17 protein-coding genes and 2 pseudogenes are annotated in these 19550 nt (G+C 56.5%); 7 read left to right on the plus strand and 12 right to left on the minus strand.

Annotated features, from left to right (window positions below; genetic code table 11):
- Positions 1 to 31 precede the first annotated feature (31 nt).
- Positions 32 to 1561, minus strand: a complete 1530-nt coding sequence (locus tag ACUN0E_RS17240) for an AMP-binding protein (protein WP_445567368.1) — start codon at positions 1559 to 1561, stop codon at positions 32 to 34.
- Positions 1562 to 1728: 167 nt separating this feature from the next.
- Positions 1729 to 3048: an MFS transporter gene (locus ACUN0E_RS17245; RefSeq protein ID WP_445567369.1), complete on the minus strand. Its 1320-nt coding sequence runs from the start codon at positions 3046 to 3048 to the stop codon at positions 1729 to 1731.
- A gap of 718 nt (positions 3049 to 3766) precedes the next feature.
- On the opposite strand from ACUN0E_RS17245, the gene ACUN0E_RS17250 reads away from it, so the two are divergent.
- From ACUN0E_RS17250 to ACUN0E_RS17265, 4 genes are all read left to right on the plus strand, one after another.
- Complete coding sequence (locus ACUN0E_RS17250; protein WP_445567370.1) at positions 3767 to 4078, plus strand: hypothetical protein; 312 nt, start codon at positions 3767 to 3769, stop codon at positions 4076 to 4078.
- Positions 4079 to 4192: 114 nt separating this feature from the next.
- Complete coding sequence (locus ACUN0E_RS17255; protein ID WP_445567371.1) at positions 4193 to 4495, plus strand: hypothetical protein; 303 nt, start codon at positions 4193 to 4195, stop codon at positions 4493 to 4495.
- 350 nt (positions 4496 to 4845) lie between these two features.
- Positions 4846 to 5226 (plus strand): helix-turn-helix domain-containing protein, encoded by a 381-nt coding sequence (locus ACUN0E_RS17260; RefSeq protein WP_445567372.1) that lies wholly within the window; start codon positions 4846 to 4848, stop codon positions 5224 to 5226.
- A 493-nt stretch (positions 5227 to 5719) separates the two neighbouring features.
- The gene (locus ACUN0E_RS17265; protein ID WP_445570615.1) at positions 5720 to 5851 is read left to right on the plus strand and encodes a hypothetical protein; all 132 of its coding nucleotides are present in this window, start codon (positions 5720 to 5722) and stop codon (positions 5849 to 5851) included.
- 54 nt (positions 5852 to 5905) lie between these two features.
- Here ACUN0E_RS17265 and ACUN0E_RS17270 read toward each other — a convergent pair.
- Both ACUN0E_RS17270 and ACUN0E_RS17275 read right to left on the minus strand, forming a co-directional pair.
- A pseudogene (locus tag ACUN0E_RS17270) lies at positions 5906 to 6001 on the minus strand (IS5/IS1182 family transposase); the annotation flags it as partial.
- Positions 6002 to 6134: 133 nt separating this feature from the next.
- Positions 6135 to 6953: a Crp/Fnr family transcriptional regulator gene (locus ACUN0E_RS17275; protein WP_445567373.1), complete on the minus strand. Its 819-nt coding sequence runs from the start codon at positions 6951 to 6953 to the stop codon at positions 6135 to 6137.
- Between the two features lie 636 nt (positions 6954 to 7589).
- Between ACUN0E_RS17275 and ACUN0E_RS17280 the strand changes: the two genes are divergently transcribed.
- The 3 genes from ACUN0E_RS17280 to ACUN0E_RS17290 all read left to right on the plus strand — a co-directional run bounded on the left by ACUN0E_RS17280 (position 7590) and on the right by ACUN0E_RS17290 (position 10291).
- Complete coding sequence (locus tag ACUN0E_RS17280; protein WP_093647846.1) at positions 7590 to 8699, plus strand: TauD/TfdA family dioxygenase; 1110 nt, start codon at positions 7590 to 7592, stop codon at positions 8697 to 8699.
- Entirely contained in the window at positions 8692 to 9528 is an 837-nt protein-coding gene (locus ACUN0E_RS17285) for a class II aldolase/adducin family protein (RefSeq protein ID WP_445567374.1), read from the plus strand. The genes ACUN0E_RS17280 and ACUN0E_RS17285 overlap by 8 nt, the downstream gene beginning before the upstream one ends.
- A 175-nt stretch (positions 9529 to 9703) precedes the next feature.
- Positions 9704 to 10291 (plus strand): HD domain-containing protein, encoded by a 588-nt coding sequence (locus ACUN0E_RS17290; RefSeq protein ID WP_445567375.1) that lies wholly within the window; start codon positions 9704 to 9706, stop codon positions 10289 to 10291.
- Between the two features lie 844 nt (positions 10292 to 11135).
- Here ACUN0E_RS17290 and ACUN0E_RS17295 read toward each other — a convergent pair.
- The 8 genes and pseudogenes from ACUN0E_RS17295 to ACUN0E_RS17330 form a co-directional block, all read right to left on the minus strand.
- Positions 11136 to 12350, minus strand: a complete 1215-nt coding sequence (locus ACUN0E_RS17295) for a porin (RefSeq protein WP_445567376.1) — start codon at positions 12348 to 12350, stop codon at positions 11136 to 11138.
- A 436-nt stretch (positions 12351 to 12786) separates the two neighbouring features.
- Positions 12787 to 14241 (minus strand): NAD(P)(+) transhydrogenase (Re/Si-specific) subunit beta, encoded by a 1455-nt coding sequence (locus ACUN0E_RS17300; RefSeq protein ID WP_200563836.1) that lies wholly within the window; start codon positions 14239 to 14241, stop codon positions 12787 to 12789.
- Entirely contained in the window at positions 14241 to 14573 is a 333-nt protein-coding gene (locus ACUN0E_RS17305; RefSeq protein ID WP_445567377.1) for an NAD(P) transhydrogenase subunit alpha, read from the minus strand. Before ACUN0E_RS17305 ends, ACUN0E_RS17300 begins: the two co-directional genes overlap by 1 nt.
- 10 nt (positions 14574 to 14583) lie before the next feature.
- Positions 14584 to 15726, minus strand: a complete 1143-nt coding sequence (locus ACUN0E_RS17310; protein ID WP_445570463.1) for a Re/Si-specific NAD(P)(+) transhydrogenase subunit alpha — start codon at positions 15724 to 15726, stop codon at positions 14584 to 14586.
- A 208-nt stretch (positions 15727 to 15934) separates the two neighbouring features.
- Positions 15935 to 16492, minus strand: coding sequence for a hypothetical protein (locus ACUN0E_RS17315; protein ID WP_445570464.1), 558 nt, complete (start codon positions 16490 to 16492; stop codon positions 15935 to 15937).
- Between the two features lie 51 nt (positions 16493 to 16543).
- Positions 16544 to 17319, minus strand: a pseudogene (locus tag ACUN0E_RS17320) (thiolase family protein); the annotation flags it as partial.
- 71 nt (positions 17320 to 17390) lie between these two features.
- The gene (locus ACUN0E_RS17325; RefSeq protein WP_445570465.1) at positions 17391 to 18545 is read right to left on the minus strand and encodes a CaiB/BaiF CoA transferase family protein; all 1155 of its coding nucleotides are present in this window, start codon (positions 18543 to 18545) and stop codon (positions 17391 to 17393) included.
- 223 nt (positions 18546 to 18768) lie between these two features.
- Positions 18769 to 19545 (minus strand): enoyl-CoA hydratase/isomerase family protein, encoded by a 777-nt coding sequence (locus ACUN0E_RS17330; protein ID WP_445567378.1) that lies wholly within the window; start codon positions 19543 to 19545, stop codon positions 18769 to 18771.
- Positions 19546 to 19550 lie beyond the last annotated feature (5 nt).

Consider the following 19550-nt stretch of genomic DNA (forward strand, 5'->3'; position numbering starts at 1 on the left):
CAATTTTGCTGCTGACTTGATGCCGCGTCTTTCAATTCACTTGGCGAGAAAGACTTTCCCAATATGGTTTGCGTAATAGATATTTCTGTAGCTTGCCAGTAGCATTCCGCGGAAGTTCATCGCGAAACTCAATGCGTTTTGGGCACTTGTAGCCAGCCAAGTGCAGGCGGCAATGTGCAACAAGCTCTGCGGCAGTCGCTTGCTGATCAGCCTCAAGGACAACAAGGGCAGTTACCAGTTCTCCCCATTTTTCGTCCGGAATACCGATAACCGCGACGTCGCGCACAGCAGGATGCGACGCCACCGCATTCTCGACCTCGACGGACGCGACATTCTCGCCACCCGAAACGATGACATCTTTGATTCGATCAGAAATCGTAAGATAACCGTCTGAAATGACTCCACCGTCACCCGTTCGGAACCAGTCGCCGTCATGTGCCTTGGCAGTTGCCTCAGGATCATTCCAGTATGAATCGAGAATTCGACTTGAGCGAGCAAGCACTTCTCCGTCGGCCCCCACTCTCAGTTGCACACCCAACACCGGTACGCCCGCACGCCCAAGCAACCGGGCTTGCTCAAACGAATCCAGATCATCCCACTCCGCACGCATGCGATTCAGCGTAAGGAGCGGACCTGTCTCAGTCAGGCCATACATCTGTATGAACTCCCAGCCGAGTTCGTCACGCACGCGCTGGATTGTTCGGGTCGGTGGGGGCGCACCCCCACAAATGATACGCAAGCGGCCGTGCCCGGGAATCGGACCATTCCAGGTCTTTGCGCCATCAAGGACAGCGCTCACCACAGCTGGGGCGGCGCAAAGATACGTCACGCCATGCGCCTGGACCCGCGTAAGGAGTTCCGTTCCGTCCATCTTCCTTAAGACTACGTGCTTGACCCCCATCGCAGTTGCGGCATAGATGTGCCCCCACCCGCTTCCGTGGAATGCTTGAACAGCATGCAGATAAACGTCCCTATCGGAGACGGATGTCTGCCAGCCAAACACTGTGGAGTTTAACCACAGATGCCGGTGCGACAATTGCACACCTTTCGGCTGCCCTGTCGTTCCCGAGGTGTAGTTGATGACGGCGGTGGCCATCTCATCTTCGACCCATGGCACCGGGTCCGCGGCGCTGCTCCAAATCCTGTCATCGTCGTCCCCAAGGACAAATGTTCTCTGACATGGGACGAGCTCCGCAAGGTGCCGGAACTCAGGGTCAAGCAAAAGAACCTCCGCGCCTGAGTGAGCCATGATGTGACGGATCTCGGCAGGAGCAAGGCGGAAATTCACCGGCACAAGGACCCGCCCCCACCCTGACACCCCATAGAAGGTACAGATAAGTCGCGCAGAATTCTGGGAAATGATAGCAACACGAGCCCCTACGGGGACTCCCATCTCGTCGAGAGTTGCGGCCTGCGCACGAACCTTACGTCCGAGTTCCGCGTAAGTCACCTCACCCCAAGACCTACCGGGCTGAACCTCTTCGTCGACAATCGCCACCCGATCGGGGTATGCAACGAGCGCACGGTTCAGAAAATCGTTGATAGTCAGTGATTTATACATAGATAGTCCCAAATGATTCTTTGCCAGCGAGATACTCGATCGATCTCTTGAATTTGTACTTACTCTGGGAGACAAACGCGTCAATTGAGTCGAATCCGAAAATCTGTGAAATTTTCCATTTACGTTATCCGAATAGAGACGACGATCAATCACCCCTGAATCAACAACTAAAACGAGTCCGAGCGAAGAAGAATGCTACTTTCTCCCTCGTTTTCCTCTTGGAGCCCGAGAACGGCAATGCAACTCAAGAGGGCCGTCGCTGCTAGCAATAATCCGATCGAGTAACTTCCATAAATCCGTTCGATTTGAGGTGCCACCAGTGGCACGACCCCCCCGCCAAGAACCCCACCCACGCTATACGAAAATCCTGCAGCGCTATACCGATACTTGGTGACAAACAGCATGGGAAGCATGGCCCCCATCGGGCCATAAGCAAACCCGATCGAACCTAGCAATAGCACCATCCCGAGCAGAAAGAATAATGGCGTGGCTTGATTTATAATTGGAAAGAGGAGTAACGCCGCAACAAAGGAGACCGCTCCCCCGAAGAGGATCACTGTCTTTCGCCCGACACGGTCTGACCAGAGTGACCCAACGACGGTGGTAATCGCCCATGAGCAGCCAGAAACAACGCCGATTGCGAGGATGGTGGTCTTACTCAGGCCGAGTACTCGCGTCGCGTAGGAAGTTAGGTTTGACGCGCCGACATAGAAAAACGCAAATGTCGGCAAAATTGCCAAACCGCCAAGTATCGCTTCTTTTCCCTGCTTTCGAAGTACTTCAACAATCGGGACGCGAAGCGTTTGCTTTCGTTCGACAGTACGTCTGAAATCCAGGGACTCTTCGATCGAGCTTCGAACGACGAAGCCAATTACGATAAGTATCGTGCTCAATAAGAACGGAATTCGCCAACCCCATGAGATGAACGATTCTGCACTCATCGTAAGCGCAATGATCAAATACGTTGAACTGGCAAGCGCGAACGCAATCGAGGGGCCTAGTTGCGGAAATATTGCGTACATCCCTCTGCTTGACGGCGGTGAGTTCTCTGCGGCGAGAAGAGCTGCGCCAGCCCATTCTCCGCCGATTGCGAGTCCTTGAGCAACTCTCAGAGCGACTAGGGTAATGGGCGCCCAAATTCCAACCGAGGAGGCGGTCGGGAGAAGGCCAATTGCGACGGTGGAACATCCCATCAGAAGGAGAGTCGCAACCAAGGTTTTTTTCCGTCCCAACTTGTCGCCGAAATGTCCAAAAATCATTGAACCAAGTGGTCGTGCAACAAAGGCTACTCCTTGAGTGGCAATCGCGAGCGCCGTACCTGTAGCCTGCCCCAATTCCGGAAAGAACACCTTGGCGAAGACCAACGCTGCGGCAGTTCCGTAGATGAGAAACTCATAGAACTCTATGACTGTTCCGGTCATGCTAGCGGCAGCAACTTTTTTCATGCTGTTTCGCCCGACATCCTCGGGCGGTACGCCTTTAATCATGACTTATCCTTTCAACTTTAAAGCCGCGATGTAGGGAGGGCCGCAACATGCACAGTGAGAATTAAACGAGTCAGCGGCGTGTCGCAGGCACGAGGGTCGCCTTGAATTCGTCTCGTTGTTGCCTAGTTTGACAAAGTACCGCCCGGAACTCTGTATCAAAGGATACGGGGCGATACAGGGGTTTTCCCGTGCGGTCATGGTACTGGCGTATGTTTACGTTTGCTGGAACTTCCTCGGTGAGAATTGAATGAAAGCGAGGACCAAGCTCATCTATTCGCAAATCGCGAAAGAGCGGGCAAAGGTTTTTGGTTGTCGCCTCGCTGTCTCCAGGAAAATGCTTTCTTCAGCTATCCTTATTATTTCTTGATCGACGAGTCATCGTGTTCTATTTTTGGTAAAGGTTGCAGCGTAACTTCGCTGCAGTCAAACTTTATCGCCAAAGAATTCAAATCGGCCCGACTGTCTGCGACGACCCACAAGTGTCCTTCCCAACGATCCGTGATCGCGCGAAACGCGATCATGCTCGGTGGCTGAAAGGAAAACGGGGAAATTCGCCCGACACATCGAACGCTCTTGAGTCCAAGCCGCCGCTGGACTCCGCTTGCCCACGAGAATTGGCAATGCATCGCCGTTGTACACGGCATTCATCCAGCACCGACTATCGAGGTTATCGGATGTGGTAAGCGCTCTGCGATGACCACCGCGCACAGGGAAAACCATGGGAAGAATTCTACCAATCGCGTCGGCCTGCCTGATGTTGTACGGCTGCGGTACTTTCCGGTTGCAATACCAAACGCCTGCTCCGCCGGGCGACTTCTGCGCAGCAGACCACCAGGCGTCGGATCATTTCGAATGCGTCGCTTCAAATGAATCTTTTGTTCTGGGGTCGCCGGCTTTGACAACGACGCAGGTCAAACCGAAAACGGCAAACGATGGGTGCGGCAATGCACCGCTCGCCGGTGCCGGCGGAAAGCCGACGCTGACGAAAAAGGAGAACGGCTCACGCAGCCAAGCCTGCCGGCGCCAGTGACAGTGGTCGCGCTGGTGCCCCGGCCCAGTCTCAGCGCCAGCTGCGGGAGACGGCGACACGCAGAACCTAGCCGCTCCTGCGACCGGCCCGCTGGCCTGTGTCACAATCGACAACGTGGAATGGAGCCCGCAAGTCGTACCGATGTCTGGTTCTCGATACGGTGTTTCGGTCAAAGGCGTCAGCCCCCTCTGGAAAACCATCACGATCGGTGTGTCGAAGTACCCGAACTCAGATTTCGTCAACTCGGTCAGCAGCAAGGCGGAGAACCTGGTGTCCAAACGCATCGGCCAGATTGCCGGCATCGTCGCGGCCGATGCTCCCCCTCGAGTCTTTCAGCTTCGTCGTCAGCGACACGGCGACGACCGGCAATTTCAACGCCGATTGGAATTACGATCTCGCAGGATCCGCGCGAGATGAGGTCCATCTCTATTTCCTGATGTTATTCACTGACCATTCGCCCTACATGGATCAAGCCTTGCGTAAAATTAAGACTCACCTTGGAATATGGAATATCTGAGGGGCTGTCAAGCGCGATACCGTCCGTGTTAGTACCAGGAAGCTACTGGGCGCTGCGCAAGTAAAGCCTTGCAACCCGGGCGATTGGCCATGCCATATTGGAAACGGAAGGTGCTTATGGCGTGGGCTAGGGGTCGCTTTACGGGAAATCCGGCCGCATGCGAATGCAAAAATGACCGTGGATTGAAACGCAAGATCTAGCTAACGCGCCACGCGTTCGCACCCGCCGCCGCGGCGCAGACAAATACCCGTTGATCCTCAAGGCGGCGCGAGGACTCGTCGCCGACGCGGGATTTCGCGAGGGCCAGATGTCGTTGATCGCAGACGCCGCAGGAATAGCGGTTGACACGCTGTATTGCTACTTCCCGTCGAAGACTGAGTTGATGGTCGAGATCGTGAAGACGACCGCGCAGCGGGAGTCGACGTTGTTGCTGGGATTGCGATGCGCGATGGCACCGCGCGCGAGCGACTCGGTGCTGCAGCCTGGACGTTTCCCCGTCGAGCGCTGCGGCGTCACAGGCTTACCTATGCACTGGTCGCCGAGCCGGCGGAGCCAGATGCCGAAGCAGCCCGAATGGTGTATTGCCGTGCGTTATCGCGGGTTTTCAAGACCATCATCGAGCAGGGAATAGCGACAGGTGAGTTCCCCCCTCAAGGACGCAAGGCCTTCAGCCGATTGCATAGTGGGGTGCCTGTTTGAAGGCTTGGTGGCACCACTGACCAATGACGTTGCCAACCGTGGCGAGCACGTGACGACCCATGCATCGGCAATCATCAGCTTTTGCTTGCGGGGCGTGTCGGGAAGTCCATTACCTTACGAGCCCGTGGGCCAATAGCGATCTCCAATAGCGACCTCGACAGGTTGACACGACGCCGGCCACTAAGTGAACGACGATTACGTTCGCTACCGTTTGCCGGGCGAGACGGCCGATCGCGAAATCACCGGAGAGGTCGACTAGGTGCCATTGATCACGTGTGAGGGCGTTTCGGCCGATTCAAGCGGCGGGAAAGACACATGGGCATTCAAGACCGACGGCCATCCGCGCGCCGGCTGATTGTTTCGCGCACGGGCGACCGCCACGCTCAACCGTCCGTGCCAAGCCAAGATTTCCCGCGATCAGCCCGTTGCACATCAAACCGCACGCAACGGTCGATTCCACTGACGACCTGTCTGCTGCAACCCCGGCGAAAGACGTGACGATTGCCGCCGAGGCGGTCCGCGAGTTCGTTGCCGCCACCAACCTCCAGACGCAATAGCAAACCTGTTTTCTCCTTCACGTAGAGTAGACCACGAACCGCTGTGTTAGGGTCTGTCTGCATTTTCACCGGCGGACCGCACGCACACGCAAGCGAGGCAAAGACGAGATAGCTGCTACCGAGCTTGTCATGTCGAGCGGAGACACGACGACGTCGGATCGACATCCTCATTGCCCATGCGCATATCGTTGCAGGGCAGCCGACAACCCCGTAGCGATGAGTTCATCGAGCGGGAAATCATTTTCGACAGTGATCCGGACAGAGAATCTCTACGGCATGATGGTCAGTCGTTTGCGTACTGATGTACCAGTCCGGAAGTGTCGGCGACGGCATGCAGTGCAGCGATGTCCGAGATAATGATTTCCCGACCCATTTTCAGGAGAATTCCTTCCTCCACAAATCGCGCAAGTTCGCGACTCATGGTCACACGGGTCACCCCTACAAGGTGAGCAAAGTCTTCAACGCGGTGACTTTTTGACAGACGCGCGGTATTGTTCGCCTCCAGCGTTCCGTATGCATTGAGCAACTGGACGAACAGCGTCGCCACACGCACGCGCGCTGGCAGACCGGCATACATGACATGCATACATCCGAGGCGGGTCTTCTGCGCCAGTCGACGGGCTAGTTCAATGAAGATCTCGGGGTCAGCCCGACCGGCTGACATGATCGCGGCATTGTCAATCACGAGGACCCGCGAATCTTCAACCGCGACCGCGGATGTGTAACGCGGCTGCTCATCAAAGATGCCGTATTCGCCAAACGTTGTACAAGGTCCCGCAAATGCAACATCCCGGTCCGACCCGTCTATTCCAGTCATGAACACCCGGATTCGGCCTGCCAGCGCGTAGTAGAAAGATGTGGCAAGTTCGCCCTGACGGTACAAATGTACGCCGCGGGCGAAAATGCGTTCCATGCCCAGTTTGGCAATGCTGCGCGGGAGCTCCCTTACTTCCGGGAGCAAAAACGGGGAACTTGCTGGATCACGCGGTGCCGCTCGCGTCTGCGAAACTGTTTCTTCGCTCGGCTGTAATCCCGTCAAGGCTGCGGAAACCCGAACAGCCGTGAACTCGCCCGATAACCCGGTGCTTTGAGCATTCCTCATTCGACGCCTCCTTCGTTCCCTGCCAAGGGAACTCATCGCGCAGTATCGAAGGCGTTCCAGGTGGCTCTTCGCCTCTGTTCGGAACGCATGATCGACAGGGTCTCCATTGAGGTTACTACTCGATATCCGCAGCATCTCTGACCACTTTTCGCCAGAACCGGAGACGGGCTAACCTCGAATTTAATCTGTCGCTCGCTTAAGGATGCCTAATCGTCACGCGCCTGGCATCAGCAATTACACCTATCTTGCCGGTCGGTATCAGGGAGCCTCAAGGCGGAGAACAGGCTGTCGCCGTTCATGTCATCGACGCCGATCGTAGCGATCAAACTGACAGCGAGGATTTGATGCGCTTCTTGACATCGCCTATCTCGGCTCATCGATATGGCCCATGCGGATATAGGTGCCACAACGCTGTGTCAGTCCCATGTTCATCGCTCAATTGCTGCGGATCTAGAATATTTTTTTGATTCGGCCGTCGGTTTTGTATCCGCTGATACAGCGGACTGCAGAACCGGGAAATACAGTGGTATTACGCGAAGCACGCGAAGCACGCGAAGCACGCGAAGCACGCGAAGCACGCGAAGCATTGAATCGTGCAATGCGACAAGATTCTAACCTAAAGATAGAGAGACTTTAATGAACGAAACAGCCTTGAGTCCGTCCAGCTCCGAGACACTGGACATTCGGTCCTCAAGTCCCGTTCCTGGGAGCCACGCCGCTTTGGGCGACGAAGTGACAGTGCATCTGCATCCGCAGGGCATTCCGTTGTTCATCATGCCTGTATCCACGCGCCTCAAGTTAGATTTTGCAGCCTTTCATGCGTGGTTGGTCGATCATGAAGACGCCATCGAGAAACTGCTGCTCGAGTTCGGCGCAGTGCGATTCCGTGGATTTCCAGTCAAAGGGCCGGAGCAATTCCGTGATCTGATGTCTCATTACCCCGTCGCCACCATGGGGTATAAAGGGGGTGGAGGGGCGCGCGCCGCGATTACAGGCAGGGTGATGGAGGCGACGCGTATAAACAATGACCGATTCATTCAGCTACATCACGAGATGTGCTACCAACGTCAATGGCCACTGAAGCTCGCGTTCTACTGCAACGTAACACCGAGTTCAGGTGGCGCCACCACAATTGGGGATATCCGCCGCTACGAAGCGAAGATTCCGCAGCGGATTCTCGACGAGGTGCGCAAGCGCGGTGTCCTCTATCGCCGCAATTTCCGCGACGGACGTACGTCGACGGAAGGCTGGACTCGCGAGTTTCTTAACATGCACCGTCCCTGGCAGGAAGCTTTCTTCACCGAGGACAAGAGCGAAGTCGAATCCGCATGCGAAGCAGCGGGGCTGCAATGGCAATGGCTGGACGATGGCAGCCTGCAAACCGAAGCTCCCAAATCCGGTTTCGTCACCCATCCGGTGCTTGGCACAAACCACTGGTTCAACCAAATCAACAACATGACAGGGTTGCCAATGGGTGATCGGCTTTGGCATAACACGCTGACGCCCGAGGACTATCGGCAAGGTAAGCGTTACCCCAATGAAGTTCTGTTCGGTGATGGCGGCAAGATTCCCGTTGAGGATGTCGAACTCCTGCGCCGGATCGATGACGATGTACTGGTTGACGAGCCTTGGGAGGCAGGCGAGATCATGATACTGGACAACATTCTGTGCACCCATGGTCGCACGCCTTTTGAGGGTAAGCGCGATACGCAGGTTCAACTTCTAGGGACCGGGAGCAATGTCTAAAACCCAAGAGACTGGCGACGCAACAGCGCTGGACTGGCCGGGCGCGGGGCCACTGAATCAAACGCAGGCCGTCGACACTGCGGACGACGACCCGGCCGCACAGGAGTGGCGGGTGCGGGTCGATCTGGCCGCCTGCTACAGACTGGTTGAGCTGTTCGGCTGGAGCGACCTCGTGGGGACGCATATTTCGGCCCGCGTGCCCGGGCACGAACATGCCTTCCTCATCAACCCGTTCGGTATGACCTTCGATGAGATTACCGCTACCAGTCTGATCAAGATCGACCTCGAGGGCAACGTGATCGGCACGTCGTCCGACTATGGGGTCAACAAGGCGGGGTTTGTGATCCACAGCGCGGTCCATCAGGTGCGTGATGACGCCAACTGCGTCATGCATCTGCATACCGTCGACAGCATGGCGGTGTCGGCGCTCTCTGACGGTCTGCTGCCACTGAATCAGACAGCCATGCTCACGACCGGCGACCTCGCGCTACATGACTATGAGGGGCCAGCCCTTCATCTGGACGAACGCGAACGGCTGCAGCGCGACCTGGGCGACAAGCATTTGATGCTGCTACGAAATCACGGCACGCTGGCGGTGGGTGCGAGCGTCAGCGAGGCTTTCGTCCGCATGTTCATGCTCCAGCGCGCCTGCTCTGCACAGGTACGGACCTTGAGCATGGGCCGGCCGCTGCATGAAGTCTCAGCCGCAGCACGGGCCAGCACTGAAGCGATGGGGACTAGTGCAACAACGTTGAGCCGCTATGGGCAGTTGGCATGGCCGGCGCTGCTGCGCAAGCTAGACCGGGAAATGCCAGGCTACGACGACTAGACTGCTACAACAGATCGTCGATCGCAAAAGGGATGCTGTGAGCGCAAGATGCGTGTGAGAGTCTCACACCGCGCTCCACGCTCCTTCCCACAGAATGCGATCGACATCATCGGAAGTCACACTTCGATTGAGCTGCGAATTCTTCGCAGATGAAGAAACATTTGGGAGACAGGACATGACTGCACAAGCCACCTTTGCACATATCGGTAAAAGCACCCCCGAAGACTGGGCTGCCATCCTCGGAGAACTCAGGCCTTATGCCGCCACACTGGCGGACCGCGTACTCGATCATCTAAAGGTGCTTGAAGACGATTGGGGCGGCTTGCCCGTCGCTCGCCTCACGCATTGCCTGCAGACCGCCACACTGGCGCATCGGGACGGACGAGACGAAGAGTACGTGGTCTGTGCGCTGCTGCATGACATCGGCGATACCCTCGGCAGCTACAATCATCCTGATATCGCTGCGGCCATGCTCAAGCCATTCGTCAGCCCGGAAAATGTCTGGATGGTGCAACATCACGGCGTCTTCCAGGGCTACTACTTTTTTCACAACATCGGCCTGGACCCGAACATGCGGGACCGGTTTCGCGATCAGCCGGAACTGTTCGAGCGTACCGCCGAGTTTTGTGAGAAATACGATGCGCCGGCATTCGATAAAGATTACGACACGTTGCCGCTGTCATTCTTCGAGCCCATGGTCCGACGCGTGTTCGCCAAGCCACTTCATTCCATGTACGACAAGATGTTTCGTCCCGCCGAATGAAGCAGGGCGACCACGCTGCGACCATTGCACGTTGTGGAAGATAAAGCATCAGCCCACACAACGTCCGACGGAATAAGGCGACCCGCGAACCGCGTCGTTCGATGAATCTGCCGAAATGCAAACACCCCGGCGCATTAAGCCGCGGCTAGCCTTCAGAATGAATCGCCGATATGGAATCGCGGCAGACAGTGCCGACGTTCCATAGTTCGTTGCAACTCCGAGTATAGGCGGGACTAAAACGCAGGAGGCTGTGTTGAACACGGTGCGTACCGGGCATGAAACGGAGACGCCGTCGACCACGGAGAAGCAACGGTCCCCGTTGAAATAATCGAGGCTCATCCGGACGCATCTATCGAATTCCAGGATGAGTTTGGCGCAGAAGATGATTGCAATTTTCTACTTGCAAGGACGATTCCGCGACGCTCATCCACTTCCCCCAACTCCTTTCACGTCGATTCGCCCGCGCCTTGTGCGCATTCGCCACGACGCGGCGCCAGCCATCAAAAAATTGATCTTCTTTCGCGGATCACTCCGACGAGACTGAACGAAACAACGGATGCTAGCGAGCAAATTTATCCGCGAATTTCTACACATAACACCGATATGGAGGGACCGTCTTGAATGCTCAACTGCGTCTTCACGATCGGTTCTGATATGCAAAATTCTATTTCCATATTACAACGAAACATCGGGAGACTGCCTTAATATTTTGAATTCTAGAGTTGCGCAATTTTCTCCTGTCTATTAATGTCATCGCGATGGTTCCAGCATCTCTACGACCCGATAGCGCTCCGCCGAAAACGAGCGACCATGGCAGTCGCTCGCGGTCTTATTATCGAGTTGATCAGAATTTTACGCGCATACCAACTCGGACGAGCGCAGCGTGATTTCCCGCCGAAGCAGTTACGCTGGTAATGCTGGCAACCGCCGCTTGTCCAGTCGAGTCCACACCAGTTGCCTTCTGGTAGACGCCGAGAATATACAAGTCGGTACGCTTCGAGAGGAAGTAGTCAGCACCTAACGCAAACTGATGGTACCTCGCCCCAGAGTCGTGAAGCGTAGCAAGGGTGCTTCTGACGCCACTGCCGCTCGTGTAATCATAGACAACCCCCAACAACAACGCGGGCGTCAACTGATATTTTCCACTCACTTCAGCGTTGTTGAACGTGGCAGTCCCAGCGTAGCCGAGTGGATTTGGACCCGACGTTGCCGTATCTCCAAGATTCATGAACTTGATGTTGGAATAGGTCGCGCCGACCGTGGCGGAGCCAAATGCGTATGATCCCCCCATCGAGATCACCTGATAGGTGTGCGCCGATGCATAGCCGGAGAAGACCGGATTTGTGGACGGTGACATGTTATTAACCGTGACACCGCCGCCGCTCGGGTTGTCGCCAAAAAAAGAATTATTCGGGTTGCGAACATTCAAATAGCCCGCGCCGAACGCGACCGGTCCATTCGTATATGCCGCGGCCAACGAAAAGACCTGATTGCGCGAAATCGATCCCGGCTGACCGCCGAAGCTGTACAAGCCACCAAAAATCAATCCGCCAAAACTTACGCTGGTGTATTTGATTGAATTGTTCGTCCGAACCGAGTTATTCAGATTGTCTATATCGCCAGGGTGAGAGCCGCGATGACTCGCCCATTGCTGAGCTGCTCCGAAGGGTGCGACGAGATCTACCATAGTGTCATATTGTCGACCCAGCGTAATAGTTCCGTAAACGTCGCTCGATAGACCGACGAACGCTTGACGACCAAACTCAGCTCCGCCCTGATTCAGCTTGCCTGTATTGATTTCAAATCCATTCTCCAATACAAATATCGCCTTCAATCGGCTGCCCAGATCTTCTGCGCCTCGCAATCCCCACCGCGAGCCTTGGAGGCCACTTGTTGCATCCAGTTGGTACAATGCTTTGCCTTGTCCGGGGGCTGTTTTTACATTGCTGACTGCCTCAAAGCCCTCATCGATAATACCGTACAGGGTGACACTACTTTGAGCGTTGGCCGCATTTGCAAATGCGACTATTGCTACAATCACGCCAAATGACTTTTTCATGCTATGAGTCTCCGTTTAATTAGTATTACTAATTTACAAATAATGATAGCAATCTTGACTACGGCGTCACGCGCGTGATTACTTCAAAATAATACCGTTTGCGTGTGCGTTTCGTTGACAGAATTGAATCAAGGTTCAATTGCGTCGTTACAGCACCACCGCTCGTCCACCCACTTCCACAACAATTTCAAACGTCAGATCTCTTGCAAACATTGCTTAACTCGTGAGTCTTTTGGCTTCCAAGTGATTAGTGCATTTTCCGCTGAAATTCAGCTGTCTCTCTCGATTGATTTCTGACATCTAGTGTTTGTGATCATTATTTCCGCTGCTTCTCATCCAAGACAGAAGCCGACCATCGTCGACTGGAAGTACTGCACCTATGATGTCCGCGTGATCTTCGATGCTGCCCGACGCGCCCGCGCTCCACAGTGGCGCGTTATTCCACCGCTTTCACCATATCCTCGATCACCTTCTTCGCATCGCCGAACACCATCATCGTCTTGTCCATGTAGAACAGGTCGTTGTCGAGGCCGGCGTAACCCGCTGCCATCGAACGCTTGTTCACGATGACCGTGCGCGCCTTGTACGCCTCGATGATCGGCATGCCCGCGATCGGCGACTTCGGATCGTTCTTCGCGGCCGGGTTCACCACGTCGTTCGCACCGAGCACCAGCACCACGTCGACCTGACCGAACTCGCCGTTGATATCGTCCATTTCGTAGACCATGTCGTACGGCACTTCGGCTTCGGCGAGCAGCACGTTCATGTGGCCCGGCATGCGCCCGGCCACCGGGTGAATCGCGTACTTCACCTCGATGCCCTTCTCGACCAGCTTGTCGGTGAGTTCCTTCAACGCATGCTGCGCCCGCGCCACTGCAAGACCATAACCCGGCACGATCACCACGGTTTCAGCGTTGCCGAGCATGAACGAAGCATCATCAGCCGAACCGGATTTCACCGGACGCTGCTCCGCCGACCCACCCGCCACCGCCGCTCCCGCCTCGTTACCGAAGCCGCCGAGAATCACGTTGAAGAACGAGCGGTTCATCGCCCGGCACATGATGTACGACAGAATTGCACCCGACGAACCCACCAGCGAACCCGCGATGATCAGCATCGGATTGTTCAGCGAGAAGCCGATGCCCGCCGCCGCCCAGCCCGAGTACGAGTTCAGCATCGACACGACCACCGGCATATCCGCGCCGCCAATCGGAATGATGATCAGCACGCCGAGCACGAAGGCGATGATCGTCATGATGATGAACGGCAGCCAGGATTGCGTGAGGAAGAAGATCACGCCGAAGCCGAGCATCGCGATCGCGAGCAGCAGGTTGATCAGATGCTGCCCCGCGTAGACCACCGGTGCGCCCTGGAACAGCCGGAACTTGTACTTGCCCGACAGCTTGCCGAACGCGATCACCGAACCGGAGAACGTAATCGCACCGACGAACGTGCCGATGAACAGCTCGACGCGATTGCCGTACGGCAGGAAACCCGGAATCGGATTGTCCGGATCGACCAGACCGAAGGCCGACGGCTCCGACACCACCGCATACGCAATACACACGGCCGCGAGACCGATCAGCGAGTGCATCGCCGCGACCAGTTCCGGCATCTTGGTCATCTCGACGCGCGCGGCGACGAACGCGCCGATCGCACCGCCGATCACCAGCGCGACTAGCAGCAGGCCGAGCCCTAACCCGAGATTCGAGCCGAGCGCATTCGCCTGTTTGACGATCAGCGCGATGGTGGTGAGGATCGCAATCGCCATCCCGACCATGCCGAAGGTATTGCCGGTGCGCGCCGTCTTCGGATTCGACAGCCCCTTGAGCGCCTGAATGAAACAGACCGACGCAACCAGATAAAGCAGCGTGACGACGTTCAGACTCATTACGCGTTCTCCTTGGCCGTCTTGTCAGCGATGAGCTTCTTCGGCTCTTTCTTCCTGAACATCTCCAGCATTCGCCTCGTCACCAGAAATCCGCCGAACACGTTCACCGCCGCGAGCGCGACGGCCAGCGTGCCGAAGAACTTGCCGGTGTCGCCCACGGTGAGGCCTACCGCGAGCATCGCGCCGACGATCACGATCGCCGAAATCGCGTTGGTCACGGCCATCAGCGGCGTGTGCAGCGCGGGCGTGACGTTCCAGACGACGTGGTAGCCGACGTAGATCGCCAGCACGAAGATGATCAGGTTGATGACGGTGTGGTTGATGACTTCCATCGCCGTTCTCCTATGCCTTGCGCGTGACTTCGCCGTCACGGGCCAGCAGCGTGGCCGCGACGATGTCGTCTGCGAGATCGATGTTCAGGGCGCCTTCCTTGGTAATGATCAGCTTCAGGAAGTCGAGCAAGTTGCGTGCGTAGAGCGACGACGCGTCGGCGGGGACCATCGAGGCCAGATTCGTATAGCCGACGATCTGCACGCCATGTTTCAAGACGACCTGGTCCGCTTCGGTGAGCGGACAGTTGCCGCCGCGCCGGCCTTCATATTCGGCGCCGCGTCCTGCCGCGAGGTCGACCAGCACGGAGCCCGGTTTCATCGCCTGCACGGTTTCCACCGAGATCAGCGTCGGTGCCGCACGGCCGGGGATCAAGGCGGTGGAAATCACCACATCGGCCTGTTTGGCCCGTTCGTGAACCAATGCCGATTGACGCGCGAGCCACGAAGGCGGCATCGGCCGCGCGTAGCCGCCGACGCCCTGCGCGGCTTCGCGTTCCTCATCGGTTTCGTACGGGACATCAAGAAATTTGGCGCCGAGCGATTCGATCTGCTCCTTGACCGCCGGACGTACGTCCGACGCTTCGATCACGGCACCCAGACGTTTGGCGGTCGCAATCGCCTGCAAGCCCGCCACGCCAGCGCCGAGAATCAGCACCCGGGCCGCTTTGACAGTACCCGCTGCCGTCATCAACATCGGCATAAAACGCGGATAAAGCGTTGCCGCCAATAAAACCGCCTTGTACCCGGCAATGTTCGCCTGCGAGCTCAGCACATCAAGACTCTGCGCGCGCGTGGTTCTTGGCGCGGCCTCCAAAGCGAACGCGGTCACGCCGGCTGCGGCGAGCTTTGATGAGTTTTCGGTATTAAACGGATCAAGCATGCCGACCAGCGTCGCGCCGCGCTTCAGAAGCGGCAACTCGGCATCAGTCGGGGACTGGACCTTGAGGACCAGATCAGCCCCAAAGGCAGTCGCCGCGTCGACGATTTCCGCGCCGGCGGCTGTAAATGCTTCGTCAGGAAAGCTTGCGCCGGTACCGGCGCCGCTCTGGATCGTGACCCGGTGGCCCTGGGTCACATACTTCTTGACCGTTTCGGGCGTCGCGGCGACGCGGGTTTCGTGCGCCCGCGTCTCGGCTGGCACTCCGATAGATATTAACGTTGGCATAGCGACAAAGATAAGTTTTTAATATTTGTGGAGATAGACAAATCACTCGTCTCGACGAAGATGATTCTTTCTGTAACCGTTGCCTGCAGACGACCCACGAAAGCCAAAAAATCGCTCGGCGCCCCCCTTTACATCATTCCCAGAACACGCCGATCAGAACCTGTACACGAACTCGACACCAGTCTGAGTCGTAGAGCTAGCAAGACATCTCTTCGGGGAGTTCAGGGATCCAAAGCAGAGCCGAACGCATTGAACGTTCGCCATTGATAAAGCCAAAGAGGTCGCTCTTCGGCCACCCCCAAGCGCAGCAAAGTCCAGTCACAGTCGGAACGATCCTACGGGCCGAGTATTGAAAAATCTCGAATCGCCCGGCGGCACCCATGCCATCGCCGACGCACATGGCGACCACGCCGTACTTTGCGCTGCGCCGCCTGCCCGCAATCAGGAGATGACCCGTCGTTCGAGCGACCGTCATGCCATAGGGATGGCCGGCCGAGATTGCGCCGCCTGACACATTGAGTAGTTCGTTAGGGACTCCCAGCCTGCCACGGCAACAGAGCAACTGGCTCGCGAACGCCTCATTGCGTTCCCAGATTCTAATGTCGTCAATGGTTAGGCCATGCTGCTTCAACAGCTTGGGTATGGCAAAAACGGGGCCGATTCCCGACTCTTGAGGCGAGCAATCTGCGACGACCATGCCTCGATAGGCGCCAAGAGGCGTAAGACCCCGGCGTTCGGCCAGCTTTGCGTCCATGATCACGCCCGCCGACGCTCCGTCAGAGAGTTGACTGGCATTCCCGGCTGTTATGTTCCTGCCTTCCTGGCCGAGGTCTCCGCCCTTCCACGCGGGCTGAAGCCGCTGAAGATCGCTAGGCGTTGTCTGTGGACGATTGCCCTCGTCAGCCGACAGGGTCACCTCCCGAAAGATCGGGGCACCGGTCCCCTTGCCCACTACCAGCATGGTAGCTGTCATTGCCACAATTTCCCGATTAAATCGCCCCCCGCCCGAGCATGCGCCGTGCGCTGCTGGGATTGGAACGGGTACTGGTCCTGAGATTCACGGCTAACCTTGTAGCGCTCGGCCGCGACCTCGGCGGTCTCGATCACCGTGACGTACATTCCCGGAGTCGCGATTAGCAATTCGGGATCCTTCGCACGGAAAGTATTCATGTACTCGTTCTGCACGAGCGAGGTCGACTCGACGACGCCGCCGACTACGATGTCCATACCATCCACTACGATCCGCTTTGCTACTGTCGCAACCGCCAATAGGCCTGACGAACGTTGCCGCTCCATGGACTGAGCGGAGACCGTAATTGGTAGCCCAGCACGCAGGGCGGATTGCCGAGCGATGTTATATCCAGTTGCCCCCTGCTGCATGGCGGCGCCCATCACTACGTCATCGACCTCGTCACCCGCGACGTTGGCACGTCCCACGGCATGGACGAAGGCGTGCCGACCGAGCGTCCGTGCCTGGGTATCGTTGAAGGCGCTGCGATAGGCCTCTCCAATCGCGGTACGGTCAGTTGATACTATTACTGCTTCACGCAATTGGATCTCCTTCCGGCAGAATCTACCCATCACCGACTAGGTTTCACAGGGTCGACACTACGGTGATGTTTCGGGACGTCGAAGTCACACGAATTTCGCGGTTAGCATTGGACAACAGCGCCATTCTTTATGAGGGAGTCAATTTCCCTCAGTGAAAAATTCCAGTCAGCGAGAACCGCTCGACTGTATTGTCCAGGCTTACAGGGCTCATCGGGCGTCTGCGGAACGGTTCTGCTGAAACGCGGTGCCGGCATGGGGTGACTTATGCCCTTTAATGTGGCGTATGTCTTCCGTGCTTTGATATGAGGATGTTCGAAAGCCTCAGTAATAGAAAGGACCGGAGTGAAACAAACGTCCTCATCCCGAAAAATTTCACACCACTCGTCTCGCGTGTGCTTAGCAATTGTTGCTGCAATTTTTTCCGCCTGCATTTGCCACTTTGAACGATCATTCTGTGGCTGCATGTCAGGGTCCTGAGCGAGACCCAGACGTGCAAGGAGGGGATCGTAGAATTTCTTTTCAATGGCCCCGACCGCAACGTATTTGTGATCTGCAGTTTCGTACGTTCTATAAAAAGGTGCACCACCGTCGAAGGTATTGGCACCTCTCTCCTCGCGCCAAACGCCCGCTTGTAAGAATCCCACGACCATCGTAAGAAGACTAGCCGCGCCGTCGACCATCGCTCCGTCGACTACCTGTCCGACACCGTCGCGCTTAGCGGCAAGGAGACCGCAAACAATTCCGAATGCCAGATAAGCGGCCCCTCCAAAATCGCCGACCAGGTTCAACGGCGGGATAGGTCTGCCGTTTTTCGGACCAATTGCATGAAGCACACCAGTGAGCGCGATATAGTTAATATCGTGACCGGCTTTCGCTGCACATGGTCCGTCCTGCCCCCATCCTGTCATGCGGCCATATACCAGCCGCGGGTTCTTCCCAATACATACGTCGGGCCCGAGACCCAGGCGCTCCATGACACCCGGACGAAAACCCTCGATCAGCGCATCCGCATTTGCGATTAGCCGCAGGACAGTTTCGCGTCCCTCAGGCTTCTTCAGATCAATGGCAACTGACCGCCTTCCCCGACGCACCAGATTGTATTTAGCCTCGACCTCAATGCCGAGGCCCGCGGACTCAGTGCGGTCCACGCAGATAACTTCAGCGCCCATGTCCGACAGCATCATTGCGGCATGAGGTCCAGCACCGAGGCCGGCGATTTCGATAATTTTGAATCCAGCAAGAGGTCCTGTGCGCATCACGATCAAATCCTTCCTTCGCGTCGTCCGACTACCCCAAATAAATCGCCGGCATCAATCCCATCATCATCTCGCGCAAGTCCGGCGCCGCGAGCGTCTGCAACGATCGTCATACAATCACGAATTCGGAAATCCATGGTTCTCCCTCCCTTGTCCGGCGATTTTCCCATCACGCTCAAATGCGAATTCATATCGCACTGGTCGGCATTGGGCAGCCGAGATATCACTGATCTGCGGAGCTCGGTCTTCTACGCTCGATGAACGTCGTGAGTCGCGCTGCAACGTCCTCCGAGGCGAACAGCGTGGCGATATGTCGCCGCTCTACCGCGAAGCCTATGGACTGATGTGTACAAAAACCATCATAGATAGAACGCTTGATTTTACTTATTGCCTGCGTCGCCGCTGACGCGATTTGGTTTGCATAGGCGAGCGTCTGCTCGGTGAGCTCCGCCTCAGCAAACAACCGAGTTATCAATCCGAGCAGGAGCGCCTCTTCGGCAGTGACCGTGGTCCCGGTAATCATGAACTCCAGTGCTCGGGCGGGACCGATCAGAGAAGCAAGACGCTGGGTACCGCCGGCTGCCGGGAATAGTCCAAGTTTCACTTCTGGCAGGCCGATCCGATACTTTCCGGTGGACGCGAAGCGCAAATCACAAGCCAACGCGATCTCGTAGCCGCCACCGAGAGCATGACCGTCGATTTCGGCAATGTAGATCTTTTCGCTCTGCGTCAGCTTGTTGAGCGTTTCGTGCAGAAATGCAATCATCTCCGTGTTCTGTTGCGGCGCGTTCTCTCTGAATTTATTGACGTCTCCACCGCCGGAAAAGAATTCCGATAGATTGCTGCGGACAATTACAACGAAACAATCAGTGTCTCTTTCGGCGGCCTCGATGGCCGCGTCGAAGTCTCGCACGAAGCTGATGTCGATACTGTTGGCTGGCCCTCGATCCATTACGATCGTTCCAACCCGGTCATGCCGAACATATGCTACCTGGCCCATGTCCT

It is taken from the genome of Paraburkholderia sp. D1E (genome assembly GCF_052682275.1).

What these genes read in the sequence shown, in the direction of transcription:
- ACUN0E_RS17240 (WP_445567368.1), bottom strand. Translation starts at nt 1,561, where the DNA reads ATGTATAAATCACTGACTATCAACGATTTTCTGAACCGTGCGCTCGTT.
- ACUN0E_RS17245 (WP_445567369.1), bottom strand. Translation starts at nt 3,048, where the DNA reads ATGATTAAAGGCGTACCGCCCGAGGATGTCGGGCGAAACAGCATGAAA.
- ACUN0E_RS17250 (WP_445567370.1), top strand. Translation starts at nt 3,767, where the DNA reads ATGGGAAGAATTCTACCAATCGCGTCGGCCTGCCTGATGTTGTACGGC.
- ACUN0E_RS17275 (WP_445567373.1), bottom strand. Translation starts at nt 6,953, where the DNA reads ATGAGGAATGCTCAAAGCACCGGGTTATCGGGCGAGTTCACGGCTGTT.
- ACUN0E_RS17280 (WP_093647846.1), top strand. Translation starts at nt 7,590, where the DNA reads ATGAACGAAACAGCCTTGAGTCCGTCCAGCTCCGAGACACTGGACATT.
- ACUN0E_RS17285 (WP_445567374.1), top strand. Translation starts at nt 8,692, where the DNA reads ATGTCTAAAACCCAAGAGACTGGCGACGCAACAGCGCTGGACTGGCCG.
- ACUN0E_RS17290 (WP_445567375.1), top strand. Translation starts at nt 9,704, where the DNA reads ATGACTGCACAAGCCACCTTTGCACATATCGGTAAAAGCACCCCCGAA.
- ACUN0E_RS17295 (WP_445567376.1), bottom strand. Translation starts at nt 12,350, where the DNA reads ATGAAAAAGTCATTTGGCGTGATTGTAGCAATAGTCGCATTTGCAAAT.
- ACUN0E_RS17300 (WP_200563836.1), bottom strand. Translation starts at nt 14,241, where the DNA reads ATGAGTCTGAACGTCGTCACGCTGCTTTATCTGGTTGCGTCGGTCTGT.
- ACUN0E_RS17305 (WP_445567377.1), bottom strand. Translation starts at nt 14,573, where the DNA reads ATGGAAGTCATCAACCACACCGTCATCAACCTGATCATCTTCGTGCTG.
- ACUN0E_RS17315 (WP_445570464.1), bottom strand. Translation starts at nt 16,492, where the DNA reads ATGGACGCAAAGCTGGCCGAACGCCGGGGTCTTACGCCTCTTGGCGCC.
- ACUN0E_RS17325 (WP_445570465.1), bottom strand. Translation starts at nt 18,545, where the DNA reads ATGCGCACAGGACCTCTTGCTGGATTCAAAATTATCGAAATCGCCGGC.
- ACUN0E_RS17330 (WP_445567378.1), bottom strand. Translation starts at nt 19,545, where the DNA reads ATGGGCCAGGTAGCATATGTTCGGCATGACCGGGTTGGAACGATCGTA.